Source organism: Bacillus weihaiensis (assembly GCF_001889165.1).
Classification (GTDB): Bacteria; Bacillota; Bacilli; order Bacillales; family Bacillaceae; genus Metabacillus; species Metabacillus weihaiensis.
Genome location: NZ_CP016020.1, coordinates 2,089,179 through 2,114,507 on the forward strand (window position 1 = coordinate 2,089,179; position 25,329 = coordinate 2,114,507).

A 25,329-nucleotide genomic window follows, 5' to 3' on the forward strand; every position below is an offset into this window, starting at 1 on the left:
TACTTCTATCATTTATCTAAATAGTAAGCATTTACCCTATACAGCTTGACCTTTCTTACATATAAAAATAGAAAGTATAGAAGGGAGAACAATATGGCGTGTATTATTGGAAAAGTGATTATTAAAGAAGTCAGTGGAGGGGTTATTAATTTTGGCGATGTTCATACCATCTCACCGAAAGAACTAAGTAAATCCATTTCAGGAGCAGGTGGTGGAGGGATTGGTGATGGTCAATTTATTACGAACGGAAGTAGTGTAACAAATGGAACAGAACCGACCGTTGTTGATCAAAATGTGATCGAGGTATGACCTTTAGCCTTTGTATACGAGACAAAAGATGAAAATGCTTGAGAACCATAGTGGAAGAGGCTGGGACATAAGTGTTTTTAGTTAATGAGAAAGCCGAACTATCGGGTGATAGTTCAATGGAAATCTCCGATATTGTTCGGTTTTTATTCTTTGTCACTACATGTATTGTTTATGCATTCGATTATTAATCGCTAGTGTAATGGAGCGAAAAGACACTTGACTCCAGCAGGAGGTAGAGGAAAGGGTGAGACCCCACAGGCGTATTCGTGAGGCTAAAGCTTCCTCCCTAGGAAAAAGCAGTTCATTTTCCCCCGCGGAAAGCAAGTGGATGCAACGGAATGGAACGGACTTGTTCTTCCGCCTCAAGCATGTAGGGAAAGATCCTCCATAATTTACATGTCCCGTTCTTAGTTTTACTATGCTATAGTTGTTGTACACCAGTTGTTACCCATTAAACATATTAAGACTGGTTTAAACATTACACATAGCAGCATACATTTTAAATACATACCGTGCTAGATGGGGAGCTGGCGGTGCCCTATAACCTGCAACCCGCCTTAGCAGGATCAAATTCCTTTTTAGCGGTATGGTTTATGTAAGGTTCGCCTTATGAGAGCAGTGTTGACCATCGGGGTCCGCGGGAACAGAATTCTATGAACGGGTCAGGCCTGGAAGGGAGCAGCCATAAATAGAACATTCTGTGTGCCGCAGGGTAGCCCTGATCGAGCTAGCTGCATAAGTAGCACTTATGTGACCATAACAATAAAAGGTGCACGGTTTTACATAGTTAGGTGCCTGTCACCTTCCATTCTTGTTACACAAAAAGTAAGCACCCTAATAAAAGCAGATAAAAGCAGGATTGAAGGTTGATTCAATTCTGTTTTTTATTTGCTTTTTTACCTATTTCCTACATAGAGCGTTAACAACTATAATTCCTTTATCATTCATTGCCTACATGGTTTCCCTTTAAATTCAAACTGTTTTAATTTTTTTTGTTGATTTTTACTCTTTGCTAATTAGCTAATTAGAGTAGAAGGTAGGAAGCTACTGCTGGAGAAGAATGGAAAAATGAGGCTGCTGGTCATTATGAGACTTGTTTTTGAAAAAGCCGTAAGCTTCATACGGAAAGCGAAACAGTAAAGGAAATCAATAAGTATATATAACATAGCTTTATTACTTGTATAGGGTACAGGGGTATGGTAACATAAAAATTAAGGAAAACACTAGCTTTATAAACGAATAATTTGTATCTCTGTAACTAAACATGAAATAATACAAAAAGACAACATCTTAAAAGGGGTAACAATGGAAAATCCGTTTATAAATGAACTTACAACTACTATTGAAACGTGCTGTTCATACTGCACGTTTCATTTTTAAAGGTTTTATACCTATAAGGGGTATGGAGGAGATTATATGAATCAAGTACTTAAAGAAACTATTCTTCCAATCAAAGGAATGACATGTGCCTCATGTGCAAATCAAATTGAAAAGGGATTAAAAAATGTAAATGGCGTACAGGAAGTAAATGTGAATTTTGCATTAGAGATAACAACGGTGACATATGACCCAAGTATCGCAAATGTACAGCAGGTTGAGGGAAAAATTAAAGAGTTAGGGTATGAGGTTTTAAGTGAAAAGGCTGAGCTTACTATTTTTGGTATGACCTGCGCAGCCTGTTCAACTCGTGTTGAAAAGGGATTAAATAAACTTGAAGGTGTAACCAAAGCCTCAGTAAACTTAACGTTAGAAACGGCAACAGTTGAGTACATCCCCTCACAAATAGGCTTGAAGGAGATGCTACAACGCGTTGAAAAACTAGGGTACAAAGCAACTCTTAAACAAGAAAAAGTAGGAGAGCTAGAATCCATTAAATCGAAAGATCTTGAGAAGCAGAAAGCTAAATTTATTTTATCTCTCATTCTTACGTTTCCACTACTATGGGCCATGGTCAGTCACTTTAGCTTTACTTCATTTATTTATTTACCCGAAATGTTTATGAACCCATGGGTACAGCTTGCACTTGCAACACCTGTTCAGTTTATAGTAGGAAGGCAATTTTATATAGGTGCATATAAAGCATTACGAAATAAAAGCGCTAATATGGATGTATTAGTTGCGTTAGGAACATCAGCAGCATATTTTTATAGCCTTTATTTAACGATTTTTTCTATGGATAGTAAAGAGCAAATGGTGGAGCTCTATTATGAAACAAGTGCTGTGTTAATTACCTTAATTATCTTAGGAAAACTATTTGAAAGTCGAGCAAAAGGTCGTTCCTCTGAAGCCATAAAAAAACTGATGGGATTACAGGCTAAAACAGCAACTGTTATACGTAACGGAGATGAACAGGAAATTCTTTTAGAAGATGTTATGGTTGGTGACCTTTTAGTTGTGAAGCCAGGTGAAAAGATACCTGTTGACGGAAAGATCTTAGAAGGTCGAACTGCACTAGATGAATCGATGTTAACAGGAGAAAGTGTCCCTGTTGATAAAACAGTGGGAGACAATGTCATTGGGGCAACTCTTAATAAAAATGGATTTATTAAGATTCAAGCTATAAAGGTCGGACGTGACACGGCTCTTTCACAAATTATAAAAGTAGTGGAAGAAGCTCAAGGATCTAAAGCACCCATTCAACGACTAGCGGACCAAATTTCTGGTATCTTTGTCCCAATCGTTGTAGGAATCGCATGTTTAACCTTTATCATATGGATATTACTTGTCACACCTGGAGACTTCGCGGAAGCTTTAGAGAAATTAATTGCTGTTCTCGTTATTGCTTGCCCTTGTGCATTAGGGCTAGCAACACCAACTTCCATTATGGCTGGCTCAGGTCGAGCTGCAGAGATTGGTGTGCTTTTCAGAGGTGGAGAACATCTTGAAGGAACGCATAAAGTTACTACCATACTATTAGATAAAACCGGCACGGTAACAAATGGAACGCCTGTATTAACAAATATCATAACCTTATCCCATGTTGACGAGAAACAATTTTTAAAAATCGTAGGATCAGCGGAAAAGCAATCGGAGCATCCACTTGCTCAAAGTATTGTTACAGGAATTAAAGAACGTGGTATTAAGATCGGTGAAGCCGAAGAATTCGAAGCTATTCCTGGTTATGGTATTGTCGCTAAGGTACATGGCCAAGAAATAGTAGCTGGCACGAGAAACTTAATGCACCAACGAAAGATTAGCATTGATCAGGCACTCCCTACAATGGAGCAGCTTGAAGATGAAGGAAAAACAGCGATGCTCATTAGCATTAATGGGGAAAATGTTGGTTTGATCGCTGTGGCAGATACAATCAAAGAAACCTCAAAATCTGCCATTCAACGTTTAAAGGATATGGGCCTAGAGGTAATAATGATCACTGGTGACAATGAACGAACGGCAAAAACAATCGCACTTGAAGCAGGGATTGATACTGTTATCTCAGAAATTCTGCCAGCAGGAAAAGCAGATGAGATCAAAAAACTACAGCAATCCGGTAAAGTGGTTGCTATGGTTGGTGACGGGATAAATGATGCACCTGCATTAGCAATGGCTGACATTGGAATGGCAATTGGCACAGGAACAGACGTTGCAATTGAAGCAGCAGATATTACCTTAATTCGAGGAGATCTAAACAGTATTGCTGATGCTATTATCATGAGCAAAAAAACAATGACAAACATAAAACAAAATCTATTTTGGGCTTTTGCCTACAACTCACTAGGCATCCCAATTGCAGCATTAGGATTTTTAGCACCTTGGTTAGCGGGAGCAGCCATGGCCTTTAGCTCCGTATCTGTTGTCTTAAATGCTCTACGTTTACAAAGAATCAAATGATAAGAAATGAATAAATATCCATTCAAGCTATAAGTTATTGAGGATAGAATAAGCTTCTTTGTAGAAAAACGTAAAATAATAGAAAAAAATTTCAAAAAATGTAAATAAAAGATACCCATCTTGCCTTCAAAGGAAGTATAATAATCTAGTAATTATATTTGGATAGTGGAGGCACAATGGGATGAAAAAATCAATTCTCACAGGAATTCTAGTTTTTGTTTTGAGTTTGACAGCTTTACCGGGCTTTAGTTTTGCCGTTGAACAGAATGATCCTAATCTTGACAAATTTTTAGCCTCGATTAATTGGGAAAAACAAGCCTATATTGATTATCTTTCTAGTAAGGAGTGGACTTTAGAAGATTTTGATTCTATCGACCAATTAGGTACACCACTTACAGAAGAAGCGGTTCAATCAGTCCTCGCTGAGTATAACTTATCACGTGAAGAATTAAATGAGCTTCTTATCGAAAATGGAGATATTGAAATAGGAGAAGATGTATTAGACGGAACATATCTTATATTTTCTGAAGAATTGATTGATAGTATTGATTTTTACATTGGGACGCCAATAAATGATACAAATTTACAAGAACTACTTGACTACTATGAGTTTGATACAGTTGATCAGCTAGAAGCCTTTTTAAACTCTTATGATGATTCAATCGAAAACTACGAGTTTATTGAAGACCTTGATTTAGCGCTTGACTTTTACATGAATGTTGGCGAGATAGATTTTGAAGAAATATATGACCTATTCGATCAAATTGGCCTTACAGAGCAGGAAATAGAAGCCATCTTTACTCACTTAGAAACTCTTGATTTCGAAGATCCAGCCTCTCTAGATAAATTATTAGAATTAAGTGAGCGAATGATTCAATTTGAAGAATTTGAAAGCGCAGAAGAGTTAACTGCTGAACAAATTGCTGAACTCTTGGATATTTTCGATGACCTACTAGATTTATTACATTTAGACACGAAATACTATCTTGTAAAAGATGGTGAAAAGAAGCCTATTACATTCGATACACTCTTAACGATGGATACGACAAATGGCTACGATCTTCTTATTGAATTATATTCAACAAGTGGTCAATTTCTAGCAGATATTTTATTCACAGCAGAAATGGTAGGCTCTGACATTATCCAAGAAACGGGTAGAGATATTATAGAGGCAAAGGAAATTGTAACGACGAAGCCAGTTGTAACAAAGGAGCACATCCAAACCGTTAAAGGTGGGAAACTCCCTAAAACAGCTTCCAACTACCCTTTGAATACTCTAATAGGTATTGGATTTGTAATGGGAGGATTCCTTCTATTCCGAAAATTCAAAGTAAGAGGCACTAACTAAATGGGATCTCGTCGAAAGAGAGGGAGCAAACGTCCTACACGTTTGCTTCTTCTTTCTTTATCAATTGTCTTTATCTTATTCGGTATATGGTTTAGCAGTACAAATGCTTATACATTTCTAAAAGGCTATCTCCTTTTCAAAGTGAAGCAAACAGAAGTTGAGGAATGGCAAGGAGTTCCCTTAGAAAAACCACCTGAACTGAAAGAAAAAGAACAAGGGAGTTTATACAACAAACGTCCAGAACTAGGTGAGAATATCGGTGAGCTTTTTATTCCAAAACTTAAGGCAAGCCTACCGATCTTTCACGGCACAAATGAAGAAGAACTAGCGAAGGGTGTTGGACATTACGCCGGAAGTGTTTTACCTGGTGAAAACGATAATTCCGTTCTATCAGGTCACCGCGACACTGTCTTTCGCAATCTAGGTGAAGTGGGCAAAGGTGACCTTCTAATTGTCAAAACAGAGGCTGGTGAATTTACGTACAAAGTAAAAAAGGTTCGAATTGTCGACAGTGATGATCGCACAGTCATTGTCCCTAAACCAAAAGCTACTTTAACTGTTTCTACATGTTACCCTTTTGATTTTATAGGCGCATCACCCGAACGATATATTCTCATTGCTGATTTAGTCTCTTCCTCAAATGAATGAAAGGAACACCCAAGGAAACAAAATTAGCACATACATGAGTACCCTAAGACTTTGCTATAGTAGATTACTAGTAATTTCCTATTGCTAATTTAAAATAAAATAATATCTTACTAAGGGGAGGGTTACGCTTCGCTAGAGCTAATTGGAAATCATTAACTCTATCATGCTTATGTGAAGCACATTGGATCTCTGCGAATCTTATGGTATGATGACGTACCCTCCCATGTCTCTTGGCATCTAGTGCGTACATTCCATCGTTCGGTCTATTCATGAGGCAGAGCAAAAATTAAAAGGTATCTAACATTCTGTAGCTCTGTGTTTCTTTACAATAAGCAATTATGAAATTGATTCTATACGATTATCTATTTAAAATACATAGTGGAGGTGGCGTCATCATGTGGATAATAGTTGGACTTTTGGCCATACTAGTAACATTTATAAATCTTTTTTTGTATATAACAGGAAAAGATTATAAACTTGCTATGGCACTTGGATTATCTCTTACTGCATTGACACTCTGTGCAGAATATAGCTTAGTATCAGATTGGGTAAAGGCCGAAGATTGGGCTGCTTTATTGGATGTTGTACCAACGATGGAAAAAGCATTATGGATATTAACAATCGTTTCTATCTTATTAAATATTGTACCTATTCTTCTAGATCTTAAAAATAAAAAATAATTCATTATTGACGTGATTTAGATAATAGTTACTTTAGGTTTTCATGTTTAAGCTTGCTTCATTAGTTCAGTATCTAATAGACCACGTTCTAGCTTTCTTCTAATAAAAGCAATCATGATACGCTTATTGTCGCAAGCTACTTCTATTATAATTCAAAGGCATTTTAAGTATCTTTTTTGGTGTTTACTTAGAGAAAATTAAACGTTCAGAATAGGCACAAAATAGAAAAAAACGACACGTTTACTTATTTTAGAGAAACAAAGCGATTACTTATTAGACCATTGTACACTGGACCGACTACCTTGTTTATTATATCACTGCTTAAGATTAGCATCATAAAAGCACCAGATTCTATAGGTAATTCATTCACTAAGAAGTAGTGTGACAAACGTATCTATGTACAGGCTCAGAAAGAATTCTATTCTGAGCACATTTTTTATAAGAGCAGAGCCTTCATGTACCATTTTGTTGCGAATGTTGATCAGTCTGAAACATTTTTTTTGAAAACACATTTAATTTATTTAAAAAGCGATTAAAGCCAAATCCTACAAAAAAAGCAATACTTATTTGACCATATGGAGCATTTTCAAATTCACTAAATTCAACTAAAAAGAACCCACTCTGAATGAGTGTAACAGCAATGACTGCAGTCCCCGTTGCGAAAATAGGATAGAAAATGTACATAATCCATTCTCGATACACATTTAACTTATTGTTCATGTAATGAGAACAAAACATATATAAGTGACGCAGAGAACCACCAATGGACCCCGCAAAAAAATAATACAGAAAAATCTCTACCTCTGAAATAAACGGGAACATTCCCTCAAAAGCCCCTACCCACAAAGCCCCAATCGCTAAAAAACTTCCAAAAAACAAAACCGACAAATACACCAAAATCAACGCCTTCAACCACCGTCTCATCCTATCACCTCTTGATCGGTAGATGTACTAGTATATGCAGAGGGGGAGAAATTGTGCAATAAATATGGAAAGCACTAGTTGCTAAAGTGAAGTCCGGCTACTTAAATAGATAACAGATTCATCTTAAAAGCTTAGCTAAATGATTCTAGTCATTAAAATACAGGTATAATAGATTTCAATTTTTGAAGCTATTTTTTCAGCTATCGATATTATAGGGAAGATTCCATTTATTAGAGACCTAGTAAGCGATTAAAGAAAGATGTCGTATTGGGTACGGATTTTTTCGTAGATCGTATCAATGCCATGTTAAATCAGCGACTAGCTGCTTAAGATTTAAAATTGAGCTTTTTTCAAGGAAATTGTCGCCTTATAAATAGGTTCTATGAACGAAAACGACTTAAGGTTGAATGAAGGGAAGTGCGTAGGAGTGGTACAGGTCAGGCCCCACAGGCGTTTACGCCGGGAGTCTTACTGCCCACCACGCTCCTAGTAGTTGGAGCCGAATTCAACCAACTGGTCACTTGATAAATAGCCACAAGTTTACGAAATTAGCAAAAATTTAAAAGGTATCTGATATTCTGTAGGTCTGTGTTTCTTTAAAATAACTGTAAATAAAAAAATTTTAGAAGGTAGTGTTAGTTAATTGAAAAAAATAGTAATTATTATAGTATCTCTTTTTATTCAGCTTATATATACAGTGCCAATTGAAAGCGCGGCAGCAGAAGATTTAATAGAGCGAAAGGTTCTACTAAATATAAATTGGCAAAAAAATGGTGAAGGTACAATTATTAATCTTGTCTACTTATCAGCCAAAAAAATAAATGATCAGGAAACAACAGCAGGTACAACAACATATCAAATATTTACGGAAGATTTAACATATACAGATAGTCTTAATGCAAAAGATATTAGACAATACCTTGAGAAATCAGGAAGTACTGGTTTTGTTTATAAGGAAGATAATGTATTTGGAAACTTCATAAGTATATACAAGGATGTAAGTGATAAAAAACGTTCTAATGAAGAGTTAAATCAGTTAAAAGAAATACTCATTGAAAATGTAGAAGAACTTTATTCTCAGGAAAAATGAGATTTTAACAGGAAAGGTAAAATTACCGAATGGAGAATTTTATATAGAACAAGGTAAACAAGATCCTAGAGGACTAATCCTTCTCACACTTATAATAATCGTATTCATTCTACCTATTTTTTCAGGTTTGTATAGAAAAATAACGAAAAAGAAAACTTAAAAACCTCCTGTCACTTTACGGGACACATTTCATATTCATAAGAAATAAACTATAATTCCTGTATTTTCAAACAACTGCTTGATCTCAAATTTTCAATAAAGTCTCTTGAGTGAATTAAGGCTCTTTAAAAAATGCAGAAGATTTGAAACTATTTCACTCGATAATACGTATGTAAACTAGAAACGAAATGGGGGGATTGAGATGAAAAAGATAATGGTTTTTTTTTTTGCCATATTTCTGTTAGCAGGTTGTTCTTTAGTTGAAGAGGTTAGCAATGGTGTTAATTACGTGGCAGAAGCAACTGAATTTGTAGAAGAAGTGAGCATATTCACGCAAGAAATTCCGACACTAACAGAACAGGCAGTCACAGATGAGCAAGCACGTATGGAGTTAGAAACTAAATTAGTGGAAATGAAAGAAGACATGGAAGAATTTAATTCCCTTCAAGCACCAGACATGGCAGCGGATGTTCATCAACAAATTGTTGAATACAATAATGCGGCATTAAAGAATATTGATTCGTATTTGGAAATGGTTGAGAATGGAACCCTTGATATAACGGCAATAGAAGAAAATGAACTTATACAATCCTTACAAGAAATCAGCAAAACATTGGATTTATTGAGAGAATTTGGGCAGTAAAATGAGAAGGAAGGATTGCGATTGATAGAATTAAAAATCTATTTCCCACAAAAAAACAGGTGATCTTCTTTTTTGTGGGAAATAGTAGACTATGATCCTTTTATACTCCGAAGGTATTTCCACCATTCACTGAAATTGATTGACCTGTAATATATCTTGCTTCTTCTGAAGCAATAAAGGCAACGGTATGACCAATATCTTCAGGCTCACCCATTTTACGAAGAGGTACCTGATTGCGATATCCATCAATAACCTCCTGATCAAGATGATTATGTCGTTCTACAGGTATAAAACCTGGATTCACAAGATTAACCGTTATCCCATGAGGACCAAGCTCATTAGCATACGAACGGGTTAGTCCGAGCTGAGCAGATTTAGCTGAAACATAATTTGCAAAGTTAGGATTTCCTATTTGAATAACTTCACTTCCAATCAAGATAATTCGACCGCTTCCTTTTTCCTTCATACTTGGAAGTACCTCTTTCGTGATGAGAAGTGGTGCTTTGACAAAGAAATGAAGCTGATCTAAATAATCCTCCCATGTACTTTCTTCAATTGATAGCTCCGGTTGTGGCCCAGTCGCATTATTGACAACAATGTCAACAGACCCTCCACATGTTTCTTGTATTTCTTCTATCATTTTTTTCACGTCAATTTCACTTGTAATATCTGCTTTCACCATCATTGCTTTTCCACCATTTGAACGAATCATCTCTATAGTTTCTACCGCCGCTTGTTGATTATTCGCATAATTCACACACACAGTAGCACCAGCATTTGCTAAGCTTAAGCTAATTTTCTTCCCGAGACCACGAGAGCCTCCTGTGACAAGTGCTATTTTTCCATTTAATGAATTCATACTATTCCTCCTTCTACTATCATCTTTATTGTAAACGAATACAATAAGAAATCAACGCATTTTCATCTTAATAGAAGATAGAACCTATGAAATGAAAACAAATTGACCATACTATATGTAAAACAAACGGTAGGAGAGTGTAAAAGTGACTGCTAGAAATGAGATATCCGTATTTGCATTAGGTGGGTTACATGAAATCGGAAAGAACATGTATGCAATTGAAGATGCCAATTCCATCATTGTGATTGATTGCGGAAATAAATTTCCAGATGAAAGCTTGTTAGGTATTGACCTTATTATACCAGACATAAACTATCTCGAAGAAAAGAAGGAAAAAGTCAAAGCGCTCATTATTACACATGGACATGAGGATCACATAGGAGGGATCCCTTTCTTCTTAAAAAAAGTAAACGTGCCAGTCTATGCAACACGCTTTACGCTTGGCTTAATAGAATTAAAATTAACTGAACATAAATTGTTACGTGAAACACAGTTAATCGAAATAGATTCTAAATCAGAGCTAAATTTTGATGAAATGACCGTTGAATTTTTTAAAGTCAACCACAGTATACCTGACTGTATTGGCGTTGTATTCCACACATCACAAGGAGTCATTGTACATAGTGGAGACTTTAAATTCGATCTCACACCAATGAACAATGATCATTCGGATCTTCATAAGATGGCCAAGATTGGGGAAGAAGGAGTCCTACTGCTTTTATCCGAAAGTACTAATGCAGAACGATCGGGTGCATCACCTTCTGAGGAAATGGTGGGGCATAATATAGAGGCAGCATTCAAACACGCTACAGGAAAAATCTTCATCTCAACCTTTGCATCAAATATTTATCGTGTACAACAGGTAGTTGACGCTGCAAAGCTGACAAATCGGAAACTAGTTTTACTCGGAAGGAGCATGGTGAATGTTGTAGATGTTGCGATAGAAAGAGGATATTTGAATGTCCCAGAAAATATGTTAATAGATCAACATGTAATGGATGAGTTACCACCTGAGAGAATTTGTGTTTTATGTACTGGAAGCCAAGGTGAACCAATGGCAGCTCTCGCAAGACTCTCAACTGGTAATTTCCGTGGAGTCACGGTTCTACCTGAAGACACAATTATTCTAGCCGCAGGTCCTATTCCAGGGAATGAGAAAAATGTCACTCAGATTATTGATCAGTTTTACGAATTAGGAGCAAAGGTCATTTATGGTTCCGGAAAAGGAATGCATGTGTCCGGCCACGGCTATCAAGAAGATCTTAAACTCATGCTCACCCTAATGAAACCAAAATATTTTATACCGATACACGGAGAATACCGTATGCTCCATCATCATCGTTTGCTAGCAGAATCCGTTGGAGTGGAAAAAGGACATACATTTCTGTTGAAAAACGGTGACGTTGTCGACCTTGAGAATGCAATAGCAAATCAAACAAGAAGTATTCCAGTTGATAGTACGTATATTGATGGGATTGGATTTGAAGATGTAGGCGATCTCATTATGAGAGACCGAAAACAATTATCTGAAGATGGTATGCTTGTTGTAGTAATTACCATTAGTAAAAGAGAGCGGAAATTAATTTCACCTCCAGATACTATTTCCCGTGGCTTTGTTGATCAACGTGAAGCCAATGAATTAATACGCAAAATAAATCAGCTTGTAAAGAAAACCATTAGTGATCTTGATACGACTGACAAATTTTCTTGGAACACAATGAAACAAAAACTAAGAAAAACAGTGGGACAGCAAGTATTTGCAGAAACACGTAAAAAACCAATGATTTTACCGATTGTCATTGAAGTATAAATTGTCGTTAATGAATTACTATAGAAGTCCTCTTACTAGAACATGACCACTAATTACTGGTCTGAAACTAGAACGGAAATTTTTTTACAACCTTTATTAATACAGATTGCAACTGAATTATTGGAATTACTAGAAAAGGGCATATATTATATGCTCTTTTTCTTTCATTTAACCTCTTTAAGACGTAGTTGTCGATTTCCCTTACAGGCATTTACTTTCTTTGGGATGATTAGTAAAAAATGAGAAATACCCGCTAAAAAAAATTCTTTCTAGAGTAGGACGAGATTCTCCTGTCTTCCACTTCAATTAACAATGATTAAAGAACAACAGTACAATAACTAATTAAGGCCATTTACTTACCTTGAACTTTATCTCAAATGATAAAGCTGAATTTTAGATCAATTTAAAATTTACCAAACATTTAAGAATACCATATTTATGTGTTAGGATAACGTAGATGTTATATTTACTAACATAGAAAGGATGATTGGGTTTGGAATTAATTAATTTTTTACTCGGTAAAGCTAACATGTATATGTGGTCTTACATATTAATTGTCTTATTAATTGGAGTTGGCCTTTATTTTACTTTTTTCACAAAATTTGTTCAGTTTAAAATGATCGGGGAAATGTTCCGTTTATTAGGTGAGGGGACAAAATCAAACAAGAAAGGGATTTCCTCCTTTCAGGCATTTTGCATTAGTACCGCTTCCCGTGTAGGAACTGGTAACTTAGCTGGGGTAGCTATTGCTATTACAGTAGGAGGGCCTGGTGCAGTATTTTGGATGTGGTTAATTGCATTAATTGGCTCTGCATCAGCATTTATTGAGAGTACTTTAGCTCAGATCTATAAAGTGAAAGATGGGGACACATTTAGAGGTGGGCCAGCTTATTACATGTCAAAGGCTCTAAACGCTCGTTGGATGGGGGTTGCTTTTGCGGTTATTATTACTTTAACATTTGGTTTAGCTTTTAATTCTGTTCAAGCTAATACGATTACGAGTGCGTTCCATGCTTCTTTTGGTGTGAATAAAATCGTCATGGCTATTATTCTTTCAGTTGTAACAGGTATTATTATATTTGGCGGTATTAAAAGAGTAGCTAAGGTATCTGAAATCGTCGTACCTATTATGGCTGGAGCATATATATTAATTGCTTTATTTATTATGATAACGAATATCACGGAATTACCAGGTGTCATTGCACTCATAGTTAAGAGTGCTTTTGGATATAGCGAGGTTGCAGGTGGTACGTTAGGTGCTGCGATGATGAATGGAATTAAGCGTGGGTTATTTTCAAATGAAGCCGGTATGGGTAGTGCTCCTAATGCCGCTGCTGCTGCAGATGTTAGTCATCCTGTAAAGCAGGGCCTTATCCAATCTCTAGGTGTTTTTGTAGATACTCTTGTTATTTGTAGTTCAACTGCCTTTATCATTTTATTATCAGGCTTATATACATCGAAAGAGCAAGATGGAATTGTACTTACTCAAACAGCTCTAGAGACATCTTTAGGATCATGGGCTGGAATCTTCCTATCTGTAATCGTCTTATTATTTGCCTTCAGTTCAATCGTTGGTAATTACTATTATGGGGAGTCAAATATTGAGTTTATTCAATCTAACAAAATATGGTTAAATGTATATCGCGTAGCAGTAGTGGTTATGGTTGCATTCGGATCATTAGCTTCCCTTAAATTTGTATGGAACCTAGCAGACCTACTAATGGGAATTATGGCGATCTTCAATCTAATTGCTATCGCGCTAATAGGGAAAATCGCCGTCGCTGCGCTTGACGACTATATAAAACAAAGAAAACAAGGTAAAAACCCAGTATTCCAAAAATCAAGCATCAAAGACCTTAAGAACGTAGATCTCTGGGATTAAAACGGGTACCTGTCACCACCCGATATTTATCACAAAATGTCGGGTGGAACACTAGGTTTCTTCGATTTCCTTTAGTCAAGTTCTTAAACTTCCCAACTAATGTAGAAGTAATTCGATAGATCCGTAATCCATTTTAAAAATGAGAAATGTTCAATCATTTGAACAACATCATTGATGTAAACCCCTTTACATATGAAAGAGAAGAGATTACATTTTGTCATTTTTGTTAAAAGACCTACGTTTAATAAAGTAAAAACTGTATATTTTCATATCTCTAACCTAAGATATAGGAAATTATCTTCCTTTTTTTGTAGCTTTATATAGCATATAGGCAAGCTTAGCTATCAGTTTTGGCTCTTACCGCGCTTATGCATACTCCATCCGTTATACGACAAACATTTCTCCAAAGCTTTAATATACTTTCTCAATCCTAATTGTTATAATTTCACTATAATATCTATCCATTAAAATAAAGAGGGGCGAACACATGCTCAGGAAAAAGAAATTTGAACAAAGTACGATTAGTGGTGTTCAAATGGGAAATGGATCTATTCAATTCCAAGGTGTACATTTAAATGTCTATAGCTTTTTTACAGATGGGGTATTAATTGATACAGGGGCAAGATCACTTGAAAAGAGCTTCATCTCATTTTTTCAACAACTAAAAATTAATAAAGTCATGATTACACACTTTCATGAAGATCATACAGGCTGCGCTGCTTACCTCCAAGAAGAAATGAGGGTACCACTCTATATGGATAGTAAGATGCTGAATATTTGTACGAAAAATCCAAATTACCCTTTGTATCGTCAGCTTTTCTGGGGGAGACGTAAACCTTTCACGGCACAACCAACTAGTGAATCCTTTAAATCATCCAATTCCACTTGGCATGTTATCCAAACTCCAGGACACTCAATTGATCACCTAGCTTACCTTAACAAAGATACAGGCCAGCTATTTTCTGGTGATTTGTATTGCTTAGAAAAAACGAAAGTGATCCTAAAAGAAGAAAGTGTGCCACAAATCATTGACTCCTTACAAAAAGTGTTATCCTATGACTTTAAAGAAGTATTTTGTAATCATGCAGGCTATCTCAAAGAAGGAAGAACGAGTCTAAGAAATAAACTGAACTATTTACTCGAAATTCAGGGTTACATTCTAAAATACTATAAAGAAGGCAAAAGTCCAGAGGAAATAAAGAAAACCTTGTTTCCAAAAAACTATCCGATTATGTTTTTTTCATCTGGAGAATTTGATTCTAAACATATTATACAGTCGGTCATCGACGGAGAATATTCAAATGCTCATGTATAATAAACGAATATAATGAGTGAGTATTCATTCATAACTATAGGACTCATAAGGTAGCATACCTCTATGAGTCCTACTTCAAATTCGTCATTCCATCATCTAACAGCTAAATCAACAACAGAATGAAGTGAATTTCAATCTGATTAGCTAAACCATTCTTGTACGTTTAAGTTTATTCTTTTTTATTTTTATCATGTACTTCAAGCAATATTCATGCTAATTCGGTCATAGCATAGAGAAATCTCATTCAGTCAGCATTATAGTGGAAAGAATGAAAATAACCCACCCATATTCTAACAAGAATACATACATTCATTCCGTGAAAAATAATGAACAGAAAGGGTTCATTACTTTCTTAACCAATCATAAGGGGGATTTTCATGTATAACTTTATTCTATCATTGTTAAACACGAATGCTGGAAAACAAGCGTTAGCGAAAGTCCTCGGCAAAAAGCAACAGAAGAACCAATCATTTTTCTGGGGTTCTGTTCTAGGATTGGGAATTGGGATTGCTAGCGTTACAATGGGACGTAGTAAGAAAATCAGCAAATCAGAGTCAAATAAGCAGCAACAGAGAAATCTCTTTAATATAGAGGAAATGCTAAAAAAACCAGACTTAGCTATGGGGTTAGCCGAGTTTTCAAATGAAATTTCACCAAAGAATACAAATAAGCCAACAAATTAACCTTTAGGTTGGGTCAAAACTCAATCATTTTTTAAAAGACGAACGATTTTCGTTTGACACGTAGATCCTTATAAATATGTTGTGGTGGAAGAACAAGTACGTTCCATTCCGCTACATCCACTTGCTTTCCGCGGGGAAAAATGAACAGCTTTTTCCTAGGGAGGAAGCTTTAGCCTCCTTGGCACGCCTGTGGGGTCTCTCATCCTTTCCTTTACCTCGCGCTGGAGTCAAGTGTCTTTTCGCTCCAGTACACTAGCGATTAACCAATCGCATGCATAAACAATATATGTAGTGACAAAGAATAAAACCCGAACGATAGGGGAGATTTCCATTGAAATATCACCTGATCGTTCGGGTTTCTCATTAACTAAAAACACTTATATTCCAGCCTCTTCTAATTCCTATAGATAGAACAATCATTACGTCTCAAATTTTTTCAAACGTTCTACAAGCAATTTTCTAGTCCTTTTGCTATAGTGAAAGAAAGCTAGTAAGAGGTGATATAATGAATAATAAGGAAATCCTAGCTAAAATAAAACAACATACTCCGAGCTTTTTAGGTCATGAACAATTTTCTAAGTATTCGGTTTTAGTGCCTTTACTACATGTAAATGGTTCAGTACATATTCTTTTTGAAATAAGGGCGGATAATTTAAGAAGACAGCCTGGAGAAATATGTTTTCCAGGAGGTAAAATAGACGCAGAAGACAAATCTGAAAAATTTGCAGCAATTAGAGAAACGTCAGAAGAATTAGGAATTGCTTCCACAATGATTGAAGATGTTTATCCTTTAGATTTTCTCCTTTCTCCATTCGGCATGATTGTCTATCCTTATGTTGGCTTTTTGACTGACTTGGAAAGCGTACAGCCTAATCAATCAGAGGTAAAAGAGATTTTCACTGTTCCTCTTTCATACTTCCATAAAAATGAACCTAAAATTTATAAAGTTCACTCCAAATTAGAACCTGAGCCATCGTTTCCTTTTGAATTAATACCGGGTGGAAAGAATTATAATTGGAGAACGAGACAAATTGATGAGTACTTTTATCTTTACGAGGATAAAGTTATATGGGGATTAACCGCTAGAATATTAAGTCATTTTATAGACGTTATGAAGCACAGGTAAAGGTTATACATTTCCCTAATCAAATTATTTTCATTACATGTAATGCGTCACCCAGTATCTACATACATGAATATAGAAATAGATAATAGACTAAGTAATAATGCATTTTTAGCCCAAGAGGAGAAATGAAATGAACGAAATTCTAGCTAACCATTACAACAATGCAATAGAACGTACAAAATCCTCTGTCTTAGCAGACATGTTTAAATATTTTGAAAAGCAGGAAGAATTACCAACCTATGAACAATATATTCGTGAACGTGGTGTATTTATCAACCAGCTCTGGTTAAATTCCTGGCTGAATACAGTTGGAAGTCATGCTTCTAACAACGAAAAACGAGATTATTTAACCCAACTTGGCTTTGAGTTAGAAGGGCTTAGTAAGAAAACGGTTAATCAAATGTTTCGCAATGAAATCAGAGATGTGGAGCCCTTTCACGTAATCGAATGGCTTAATTCTCTTTATATTGGACAAGAACAAATTTGGAAGCAGAAATATGAAGAAGCAAGGCAAGGCTATAAAGAACGCGTGCGCTTATTAGAAGAACGAGAGAAACGAAAGAAGTTCATTCTTAAGCTTGAATATTATATAGATCAGCTTTTTGGCGATCATTATGAAGAGCTTTATCTTTATGTTCGTTATTTGATTGGTTCACAGCTTGCGATTGACATCGAGCAAAAAGGAATCATTTTAGACAAAGATTATTGCTCCTTTCAGGAATTTATTGAGGTTGAAGGAGAAGCTGTATACAACCGACATCAATATGAAGATGTAACAGAAAAGTATGAGGGCTACATTTCAAATTATTTACTAGATTTTGGACCAAATTGGCTTATGGAGCACCTTTCACCACATATCTTTGATGATTATTACCAAGCTTTTCAAGAAACTTTACCAATTTCGTTAATAAAGGAAATTGCGTATGATCCGTTTTTAGGGTTATGTGGAGAATTTTTTGAAGATTTATTAGAAGAATACGTAACCGACTTAACGAAATTAATTGATATACCATTTGATTTAGAGGTTCATCAGGAGATTTTCGAAAAAGATTTAGCTTTACGTGAACGTCGAGCAACGGAAGAACTTGAGGCGTTAAAGAGACGTAAAGAAGAAGAAGCAAGAATGATTGAAGATATTTTTGGTAGAGAATATAGTCCTTCAAAGGCGCGAAGCATTCAATATATTCTTCACGTGGGCGAAACAAATACAGGAAAAACGTTTCAGGCCATTGAAAAAATGAAGCAAGCTAACAGTGGTATTTATTTAGCTCCATTGCGTTTACTCGCTTTAGAAATATATGAACGACTAAATGAAGAGGGAATTGCTTGTTCCTTAAAAACAGGAGAAGAGGAAAAAATAGTAGAAGGTGCCCAGCACATTTCATGCACAGTCGAAATGTTTCGTGAAAAGGATTCTTATGAAGTAGTCGTTATAGATGAATCTCAAATGATTGCTGACAAAGACCGAGGATTTTCGTGGTATAAAGCAATGACCAAGGCTAACGCAAAAGAGGTTCATATTATTTGTAGCTTTAATGCACAGCCGATGATCTTGGAGTTATTAGGAGACACTAATATTGAAATTCATGAATATTATCGAGATATTCCATTAGAGGTTGAACCAAATTTTTTCCGTTTAAACCAAACGAAAAAAGGAGACGCGCTTGTTTGTTTTTCTCGAAAGCGTGTTCTAGAAACAGCATCTGAACTTCAAAGAACGGGTCGTCAAGTAAGCATGATTTATGGTAGTATGCCGCCAGAAACTAGAAAGAAACAAATGCAGCGGTTTATCAATGGAGAAACGACAGTTATCGTTGCAACAGATGCCATTGGGATGGGATTAAATTTACCTATCCGAAGAATTGTTTTCTTAGAAAATGACAAATTTGATGGAACAAGAAGACGGTATTTACGTTCTCAGGAAGTAAAGCAAATTGCTGGACGTGCAGGTAGACGTGGAATTTACAATATTGGAAAAGTGGCATTCACTCATAATGTCAAAACAATGACTCGCCTTTTGGAACAAGAGGATGAACCACTTCACGGGTTTGCTATTGCTCCGACACCGTCAATATTAGAAAGGTTCCAAAAATACTCCAGAAAACTAGGGTTATTCTTTTACTTATGGGATTTGTTCAAAAGCCCACATGGCACTAAGAAAGCTTCTTTAGCAGAAGAAAAGCTCCTGTATGAAATGGTTGAGGATACGATGATTGAAGCAAAACTTTCAGTCCCAGACCTATATGGATTTTTACATCTTCCATTTTCTTCGAACGAACCAACCCTTCGTAATCAATGGAAGAAGAAGCTAGAAGCGATTATTGATGGCAATGAGCTTCCAGATCCAGTGATAAAAGAAGGAACATTAGAAGAACTTGAATTATCCTATAAATCAATTGGTCTCCACTTATTATTTTTATACAAGCTTGGAAGGAACACAGAAGCGCATTACTGGGAAAGAATACGAGAAAACCTAAGTGACAGCATACATGAAAAATTAAAATCTGGAGTCCAAATTGCGAAGAAGACCTGCAAGAACTGTGGTAAAAGTCTACATCCAAGCTTTAAATTTACTGTTTGCAATGATTGTTACTTTGAACGACAGGATCGAAGAAAAGTACAACCACGCTAATTTATAATCATCCTTACCTACAAAAGCCTCATGAAAAGCTATTATTTAGCTTCATGGGCTTTTTTTTGAATATGAGAGTCAACATTGCTTACGAGCATCAAGATAGTATCAGCTCACACTTTTTTTGATAGTTCTCAATTTCTCCATAGGGAGAGATAAAAGGAACGAGAAAAAAAGATCATCATGCAATGAAAAAAGATTCGTTGAAGTTTACTTTTAAGCTTTAATTTAACGAAACCATAATGATATATAATCGCATCTGTTACGAAAGAAGCGCATAGCATCGCTGCTTTAGGGTAGAACCCTTGTTTAGCTGATGTAATCGTAAGTAGTGCAGCTTGAAACATACTATAAATCGGAGCTAGAAGAAAATGTTTTTTATAAGTATGAAAAAATCCATACTTAAATTTAACCTTTTTATTAACAGCTTTTATGTAAAGGCAAGTAACGTGTACGACAAGGATAGCTAAATAATGAATGCATTTCTTCACAAGGTCATTGTCTTTTTCTAACGCTTTCTTTAATCCATCACTAATGAAGAATGCTATTGGTAAGAAAAATATAGTGTATATCGGCTTCCACCAATTAACTGTATACACTTTTAAATGGATAAAAAAGTGCTCAATCATTGAAAAGTAGGTGATAAAGAATGCTTTCCAGTACCAATTTTTCTTGAATACTGATAAAAAGGTAGCGGTAATTGGCACGTAAATTGCTTGAGATAAAATAGCACCAAGCATGTTATCAAATGGTGGCTTCTTAAGTAACTTAGGACGATATCTGTACCCCCGCAGCAAATTTAGTACAACATATTCAAAAAGATAGGCTAAACCAATATTCGCTATAAGAAGCATTTTTTTATGTTTCATTTTACTTTTCGTTAGAAGAAGGTACAGCATGATAGAGTGGATACATAACAACAAAAGGAACGGCGTGGAGTGACTATTTATTTTTCTTTTTATAAACAAGTAGTATCCTCCTAACTTGTTGTAGAACTGAACTGATTACAAAATTTTAATAGAACCTATACTCCTTCAGTTTTATGTTATTTTCACCTAATCTTTTTTAAAATATCCAGATAATACAACGAATTATCTATTTTTGATTCCATAATGATCAAGAGTTTTAGAGACTAAAAAAAGGAGAATTTCAACGCTTTAAAGCTATTTTTTATCCATCGATAGTGATCCCATACCCTCTGTAATGATAGAACATTATGTTTTACAATAGCAGTTCAGCACAAACTTGCTGCTGTGATTTCTCCTTGGCTGCAAGAATAATTGAACAGATTCCATTTATAAAAGGACCTATTGAAACGATTAAAGAATGATATCCTATTCCTTCTTGATCGTGGTTTTTTGGTGAATCATGTCAATGTCATGGTAAATCAGCAACAAGCTGCTTAAGATTTAAAACTCAAGTTCTTTTTAAGAGATTGACTTTTAAATAAGCTCTTTGAAGGAATACTACACAACACAGAGAGTCACTTAAAATGACTGTCCAAATTCCAATCGTTCAAGGAATAATAACTCCCATCTAGGAAAAACTGAAAAAAAAGATAACGGAGTGGACTATGGATAATTATACAAATAAGAACAGCGCAAGACGTTATCGAGCTCATGTTAGTATTTTTGGTACAACTCAAATTCATCTACGGAATCCCTATATAGTCGCTTGGTGGAGCGCAGCTTTTCCTGGATTTGGTCATTTACTTCTAGCTAAATACATAAGAGGTTTTGTTTTATTTATATGGGAAGTGTTAGTGAATATAAAAGCGAAGGTTAATTTAGCAATGATGTATTCCTTCCAGGGAGAGATCAATATGGCTAAAGATATATTAGATACCCGATGGCTTCTAATATATATCCCTGTTTATATTTTTGGTATTTGGGATAGCTACAGGACAACCATTGATCTTAATAAAGTATATATTTTAGCAGAACGCGAAGAGCACCCCTTTTGCTCCTTTAGTATAGGAGCACTCGAAATTAATTATTTAGATCGAAGGGAACCAACAATGGCTTTAATCTGGTCGCTTTTCGTCCCAGGACTAGGCCAGCTTTATATTCACCGGATTATTACAGCCTTTTATGTTGTAATTTGGACTGTAATCTTTTTTTATTTTTCACGAGGATTAGAAGCGGTTTCCTTACTTTTTTTAGGGGAAATTAGACAAGCAACTGCCATTATAAAACCTGAATGGTTTCTTTTTTTTCCATCTATCTATGGATTTGCAGCATATGATGCATATGTAAGTTCAGTAGAAAACAACAAATTATATGATAAAGAACAACGATCTTTTCTTAAAAAAAACTACCAATCCCCTTCATTTAAAATACTAAAAAAACAAAAGGTGAACTGAAATATGCAGCTATTTTCTACCTTTGAAAATACAACATTTTTAGAAATGGCCATTGCCACTTTAGAAAAGAATGAAATCTCCAAAGAACATATTTTTGCTGTTCCTCTTGATAATCGTATGGAAGATCGCAAACTCTTTGATACGATACATCGTTCGGACGGTACAACTTTAATTGACATTGGAATGGCGCTTTCCACCGCCTTTGCTGTAATAGGTGCAAGTATAGGTTTTAATCTAGAATGGGGACCCATATATTGGGGGTTAATTGGTGCAGCATCGGGATTTCTCGTAGGCTTTTCTATTCGTCTCGTAACAGAAGTACTTGTAAAAAAGAAGCGACGATTATTAAAAGGTCAACACTCCGAAGTGATCCTAATCGTAGAATGTCCCGATCATCAAGCTGACCTGGTAGAAAATATCCTGTTCCGCCACTTTGCACTTGGCGTAGCAAAAATTAAATAAGCTTTGGTGCCTGGCCCCCAGCGCGTTAACTTGTTAAAGTGAATGTATACGGTTGATTCTATTATGAAGTGAAGAAAGTAGTTCGTTTTACTAATTTTTTCACTAATTTCACCAATTACATTTCACAACAAGGGTATAGTAAAGATATAGGGAGAACCTTCCTAAATTGAAACAAAAGGAGAGATGATCATGAATATGGTCTATGAACGAATCCTAGTTGCAATAGATGGTTCTGATGAATCGGAATGGGCTTTTAAAAAAGCCGTGAATATTGCCAAACGAAACTCTGCAAAGCTTTTAATTTGCAATGTCATTGATGCTCGTGAACTTTCTGGTGTAACTTATGGTCTATACGCGGATACAAGGCTCTCAAAGGAAGCAGAAACTTATGCTCATAACCTTCTAGAAAAACGGAAACAAACAGCAGTGGAAATGGGAGTTGAGCAAGTCGAAACCCTCATTAAATTCGGTTCTCCTAAGACGAAAATTTCAAAAGAAATTGCACCTGAATATGATGTAGACTTAATTGTTTGCGGAGCAACCGGAATGAACACTGTAGAACGTTTAATGATAGGAAGTGTATCTGAAAATATATTGCGCTATGCTACATGTGATGTCTTAGTCGTTCGAACACCGAAAGAAGAGGATGTATAAACAAGAGAAAAGCTAAGCATTATTAATAAAAGCTTGACCACATCCTTAGGACAAAAACGAAAATACGCCTGCGGGAAAACTGATGCATCATTTGAATACACGGTTACTTTAATAATACGTTTTGTCTGAAGTACAAGTACGTTCCATTACACTATCTCTTACCAATAGTATTCACTGCCAAAAAACTCTATGATCAACATAAGACCCGACCGATTAGGCAAGATATTCATGAAAATAGCACCTATTCGGTCGGGTTTAACATTGACTATACTTATATACTAGCTTCATTTTTTTGTATTGAGAGTCAAAGCCCACGTATATTTTTATCAAAAACATACCTTTTTACCTACATTCAATAGTTCATATCCAATCCCCTAGCAAACTACTTTCTTCCTAGCTACCTCCCTTGTAAAAAAAGGAATTTCTCTATCTGCTGTAGAATAAATAATTTTAGGGAAAAAAATAAAAGGGGAAAATATATGAAGAAATTTACGCATACGATTACCACACAAGAAGAATTCTTAGCCTTTAGAGAAGAAATTGGTCAACCAAGTGAAAGAGCAAGGAATAAGGTTATTCATCATATTGATGAACACTGCCGTACGTTTATCTCAAAATCACCATTTTTAACAGTAGCTACAGCAAATTCAAACGGAGAATGTGATGTATCTCCAAGAGGAGATGCTCCTGGCTTTGTTAAAGTAATTGATGATCATCATCTTTTCATACCAGAACGACCTGGTAATAAGCGAATGGATTCGATTCATAACATCATTAGCAATCCCCATATTGGTCTCATTTTCTTTATACCTTCATTAGGGGAAACGTTAAGAATGAACGGCAAAGCACTCATTTGTCGTGACGCAGAACTTCTTTCCAACTCAAAAGCCAATGAAAAAACACCACTTTTCGGAATAGTAGTTGAAGTAAACGAATGTTATATCCATTGCGCAAAAGCATTTATACGTTCAGGACTTTGGAATCCAGAATCATGGCTACAAAATGAAGAACACCCAAAGATCTCAAAAATACTAGCTGACCATGCAAACATACAAAATACAACAACAGAACAAATTGAAAAGGATTTAAGAATAAGTTATGTAGAAAGGCTTTATTAAAAGGACCAAGGATACATGTTAGGATGAAGTGATTATATAAAAACTGAAAATCGATGCAAAACTATACCCGACACTCTTTTTGTGGGAATGATTAAAGAATCCTTCAAAAAGGATACTGAATCGAAATGAAGGACTGTTGTGAAAAAATGAGAGAAGTAATGAGAAACACCTTTTTGTTCTTTGTTGGACTCTTTTTATTTTTAATCTTATACAAAATAGTAGGGAGACTAGAGACAGAATTCCTTACAATTTTAGGACTTATTCTATCGCTTTTCTTAGCTATTACGATTTCATTCCTTTTTGAAAAGCTACTATCAAAAATACCTTACAAGACTTTTATTCAAGCCACTATAAGCTTTAGTATTGTGATCTTTTTAATTTATCAACTGTTTGCCCCCTACTTTTATTCAGATAACCAATTAGGTGAGATAGGTAAGGAAAAAATCGAGTTACTATATCAAGCTTTAGACAAAGAAAAGACTGACGAAGAAAGAAAAGAAATGATTAAAAAGATCATGGTCGATCCAATGGCTAGCCACTATCTAACTGGACCATACTCACGGGAAAAATTAGTAAAAATAGACGTGCAGAAAATAGAGAGAACATATTACCTCTTTAGCATGACTGTTATACTTGTAGTTGATAACAATGGTGTCATTGAAGAAAAGACTCAGACATTTGACTTAGAACATGATTATGGGTTTAAAATTTCAGGGATTTTTAGGCATTAACAATGGTCCAAGCAGATGAAGTATGTAAATCTTACATACCTTTGAAAATCCTTATCCCTTAAA

21 protein-coding genes and 1 other RNA gene are annotated in these 25,329 nt (G+C 35.6%); 19 read left to right on the top strand and 3 right to left on the bottom strand.

The genetic code is table 11. The features are described from left to right. The first annotated feature begins 93 nt into the window (after positions 1-93). The 6 genes from A9C19_RS10090 to A9C19_RS10115 all read left to right on the top strand — a co-directional run bounded on the left by A9C19_RS10090 (position 94) and on the right by A9C19_RS10115 (position 6,816). A complete protein-coding gene (locus tag A9C19_RS10090) occupies positions 94-309 on the top strand; it encodes a spore germination protein (RefSeq protein ID WP_072579826.1) in 216 nt (71 codons plus the stop codon). A 510-nt stretch (positions 310-819) separates the two neighbouring features. Further along, positions 820-1,086: signal recognition particle sRNA large type (gene ffs, locus A9C19_RS10095), an RNA gene on the top strand. 639 nt (positions 1,087-1,725) lie between these two features. After that, on the top strand, positions 1,726-4,140 hold the full coding sequence (locus A9C19_RS10100; protein ID WP_072579827.1) for a heavy metal translocating P-type ATPase: 2,415 nt from the start codon (positions 1,726-1,728) through the stop codon (positions 4,138-4,140). Positions 4,141-4,321: 181 nt separating this feature from the next. Further along, complete coding sequence (locus A9C19_RS10105; RefSeq protein WP_072579828.1) at positions 4,322-5,488, top strand: processed acidic surface protein; 1,167 nt, start codon at positions 4,322-4,324, stop codon at positions 5,486-5,488. Continuing rightward, positions 5,489-6,136, top strand: a complete 648-nt coding sequence (locus A9C19_RS10110) for a class D sortase (RefSeq protein ID WP_072579829.1) — start codon at positions 5,489-5,491, stop codon at positions 6,134-6,136. It abuts the gene before it with no gap. A gap of 395 nt (positions 6,137-6,531) precedes the next feature. Beyond that, on the top strand, positions 6,532-6,816 hold the full coding sequence (locus A9C19_RS10115) for a hypothetical protein (protein ID WP_072579830.1): 285 nt from the start codon (positions 6,532-6,534) through the stop codon (positions 6,814-6,816). A 453-nt stretch (positions 6,817-7,269) separates the two neighbouring features. On the opposite strand, the gene A9C19_RS10120 is transcribed toward A9C19_RS10115, so the two are convergent. Next, positions 7,270-7,740, bottom strand: coding sequence for a hypothetical protein (locus A9C19_RS10120; RefSeq protein ID WP_072579831.1), 471 nt, complete (start codon positions 7,738-7,740; stop codon positions 7,270-7,272). A 643-nt stretch (positions 7,741-8,383) separates the two neighbouring features. On the opposite strand from A9C19_RS10120, the gene A9C19_RS10125 reads away from it, so the two are divergent. Next, positions 8,384-8,830: a hypothetical protein gene (locus A9C19_RS10125; RefSeq protein ID WP_072579832.1), complete on the top strand. Its 447-nt coding sequence runs from the start codon at positions 8,384-8,386 to the stop codon at positions 8,828-8,830. A 361-nt stretch (positions 8,831-9,191) separates the two neighbouring features. Further along, positions 9,192-9,632, top strand: coding sequence for a DUF6376 family protein (locus A9C19_RS10130; protein ID WP_083584349.1), 441 nt, complete (start codon positions 9,192-9,194; stop codon positions 9,630-9,632). 100 nt (positions 9,633-9,732) lie between these two features. On the opposite strand, the gene A9C19_RS10135 is transcribed toward A9C19_RS10130, so the two are convergent. Further along, the gene (locus tag A9C19_RS10135; RefSeq protein WP_072579834.1) at positions 9,733-10,491 is read right to left on the bottom strand and encodes an SDR family oxidoreductase; all 759 of its coding nucleotides are present in this window, start codon (positions 10,489-10,491) and stop codon (positions 9,733-9,735) included. A gap of 145 nt (positions 10,492-10,636) precedes the next feature. On the opposite strand from A9C19_RS10135, the gene A9C19_RS10140 reads away from it, so the two are divergent. The 6 genes from A9C19_RS10140 to A9C19_RS10165 all read left to right on the top strand — a co-directional run bounded on the left by A9C19_RS10140 (position 10,637) and on the right by A9C19_RS10165 (position 19,939). Next, positions 10,637-12,301: a ribonuclease J gene (locus A9C19_RS10140; RefSeq protein ID WP_072579835.1), complete on the top strand. Its 1,665-nt coding sequence runs from the start codon at positions 10,637-10,639 to the stop codon at positions 12,299-12,301. A 529-nt stretch (positions 12,302-12,830) separates the two neighbouring features. Further along, the gene (locus A9C19_RS10145; RefSeq protein ID WP_145925826.1) at positions 12,831-14,183 is read left to right on the top strand and encodes an alanine/glycine:cation symporter family protein; all 1,353 of its coding nucleotides are present in this window, start codon (positions 12,831-12,833) and stop codon (positions 14,181-14,183) included. Positions 14,184-14,670: 487 nt separating this feature from the next. Then, the gene (locus A9C19_RS10150; protein ID WP_072579836.1) at positions 14,671-15,498 is read left to right on the top strand and encodes an MBL fold metallo-hydrolase; all 828 of its coding nucleotides are present in this window, start codon (positions 14,671-14,673) and stop codon (positions 15,496-15,498) included. A gap of 377 nt (positions 15,499-15,875) precedes the next feature. After that, on the top strand, positions 15,876-16,181 hold the full coding sequence (locus A9C19_RS10155) for a hypothetical protein (RefSeq protein ID WP_072579837.1): 306 nt from the start codon (positions 15,876-15,878) through the stop codon (positions 16,179-16,181). Positions 16,182-16,686: 505 nt separating this feature from the next. Continuing rightward, positions 16,687-17,307: an NUDIX hydrolase gene (locus A9C19_RS10160; protein WP_072579838.1), complete on the top strand. Its 621-nt coding sequence runs from the start codon at positions 16,687-16,689 to the stop codon at positions 17,305-17,307. A gap of 130 nt (positions 17,308-17,437) precedes the next feature. Continuing rightward, positions 17,438-19,939: a DEAD/DEAH box helicase gene (locus A9C19_RS10165; protein ID WP_072579839.1), complete on the top strand. Its 2,502-nt coding sequence runs from the start codon at positions 17,438-17,440 to the stop codon at positions 19,937-19,939. Between the two features lie 134 nt (positions 19,940-20,073). On the opposite strand, the gene A9C19_RS10170 is transcribed toward A9C19_RS10165, so the two are convergent. Further along, positions 20,074-20,907 carry a hypothetical protein gene (locus A9C19_RS10170; protein WP_072579840.1) on the bottom strand — a complete coding sequence of 278 codons (834 nt, stop codon included), beginning with the start codon at positions 20,905-20,907 and terminating at the stop codon, positions 20,074-20,076. Between the two features lie 605 nt (positions 20,908-21,512). On the opposite strand from A9C19_RS10170, the gene A9C19_RS10175 reads away from it, so the two are divergent. The 5 genes from A9C19_RS10175 to A9C19_RS10195 all read left to right on the top strand — a co-directional run bounded on the left by A9C19_RS10175 (position 21,513) and on the right by A9C19_RS10195 (position 25,266). Next, positions 21,513-22,301, top strand: a complete 789-nt coding sequence (locus A9C19_RS10175; protein ID WP_072579841.1) for a hypothetical protein — start codon at positions 21,513-21,515, stop codon at positions 22,299-22,301. Between the two features lie 3 nt (positions 22,302-22,304). Further along, positions 22,305-22,763 (top strand): hypothetical protein, encoded by a 459-nt coding sequence (locus A9C19_RS10180; protein WP_072579842.1) that lies wholly within the window; start codon positions 22,305-22,307, stop codon positions 22,761-22,763. A gap of 189 nt (positions 22,764-22,952) precedes the next feature. Continuing rightward, positions 22,953-23,417 carry a universal stress protein gene (locus tag A9C19_RS10185; RefSeq protein WP_072579843.1) on the top strand — a complete coding sequence of 155 codons (465 nt, stop codon included), beginning with the start codon at positions 22,953-22,955 and terminating at the stop codon, positions 23,415-23,417. Positions 23,418-23,896: 479 nt separating this feature from the next. Next, a complete protein-coding gene (locus A9C19_RS10190; protein WP_072579844.1) occupies positions 23,897-24,535 on the top strand; it encodes a pyridoxamine 5'-phosphate oxidase family protein in 639 nt (212 codons plus the stop codon). A 158-nt stretch (positions 24,536-24,693) separates the two neighbouring features. After that, a complete protein-coding gene (locus A9C19_RS10195; protein WP_145925790.1) occupies positions 24,694-25,266 on the top strand; it encodes a hypothetical protein in 573 nt (190 codons plus the stop codon). Positions 25,267-25,329 lie beyond the last annotated feature (63 nt).

What these genes read in the sequence shown, in the direction of transcription:
- A9C19_RS10190 (WP_072579844.1), top strand. Translation starts at nt 23,897, where the DNA reads ATGAAGAAATTTACGCATACGATTACCACACAAGAAGAATTCTTAGCC.
- A9C19_RS10130 (WP_083584349.1), top strand. Translation starts at nt 9,192, where the DNA reads ATGAAAAAGATAATGGTTTTTTTTTTTGCCATATTTCTGTTAGCAGGT.
- A9C19_RS10195 (WP_145925790.1), top strand. Translation starts at nt 24,694, where the DNA reads ATGAGAAACACCTTTTTGTTCTTTGTTGGACTCTTTTTATTTTTAATC.
- A9C19_RS10185 (WP_072579843.1), top strand. Translation starts at nt 22,953, where the DNA reads ATGAATATGGTCTATGAACGAATCCTAGTTGCAATAGATGGTTCTGAT.
- A9C19_RS10150 (WP_072579836.1), top strand. Translation starts at nt 14,671, where the DNA reads ATGCTCAGGAAAAAGAAATTTGAACAAAGTACGATTAGTGGTGTTCAA.
- A9C19_RS10180 (WP_072579842.1), top strand. Translation starts at nt 22,305, where the DNA reads ATGCAGCTATTTTCTACCTTTGAAAATACAACATTTTTAGAAATGGCC.
- A9C19_RS10115 (WP_072579830.1), top strand. Translation starts at nt 6,532, where the DNA reads ATGTGGATAATAGTTGGACTTTTGGCCATACTAGTAACATTTATAAAT.
- A9C19_RS10100 (WP_072579827.1), top strand. Translation starts at nt 1,726, where the DNA reads ATGAATCAAGTACTTAAAGAAACTATTCTTCCAATCAAAGGAATGACA.
- A9C19_RS10175 (WP_072579841.1), top strand. Translation starts at nt 21,513, where the DNA reads ATGGATAATTATACAAATAAGAACAGCGCAAGACGTTATCGAGCTCAT.
- A9C19_RS10105 (WP_072579828.1), top strand. Translation starts at nt 4,322, where the DNA reads ATGAAAAAATCAATTCTCACAGGAATTCTAGTTTTTGTTTTGAGTTTG.
- A9C19_RS10165 (WP_072579839.1), top strand. Translation starts at nt 17,438, where the DNA reads ATGAACGAAATTCTAGCTAACCATTACAACAATGCAATAGAACGTACA.
- A9C19_RS10135 (WP_072579834.1), bottom strand. Translation starts at nt 10,491, where the DNA reads ATGAATTCATTAAATGGAAAAATAGCACTTGTCACAGGAGGCTCTCGT.
- A9C19_RS10160 (WP_072579838.1), top strand. Translation starts at nt 16,687, where the DNA reads ATGAATAATAAGGAAATCCTAGCTAAAATAAAACAACATACTCCGAGC.
- A9C19_RS10110 (WP_072579829.1), top strand. Translation starts at nt 5,489, where the DNA reads ATGGGATCTCGTCGAAAGAGAGGGAGCAAACGTCCTACACGTTTGCTT.
- A9C19_RS10145 (WP_145925826.1), top strand. Translation starts at nt 12,831, where the DNA reads ATGTATATGTGGTCTTACATATTAATTGTCTTATTAATTGGAGTTGGC.
- A9C19_RS10120 (WP_072579831.1), bottom strand. Translation starts at nt 7,740, where the DNA reads ATGAGACGGTGGTTGAAGGCGTTGATTTTGGTGTATTTGTCGGTTTTG.
- A9C19_RS10090 (WP_072579826.1), top strand. Translation starts at nt 94, where the DNA reads ATGGCGTGTATTATTGGAAAAGTGATTATTAAAGAAGTCAGTGGAGGG.
- A9C19_RS10155 (WP_072579837.1), top strand. Translation starts at nt 15,876, where the DNA reads ATGTATAACTTTATTCTATCATTGTTAAACACGAATGCTGGAAAACAA.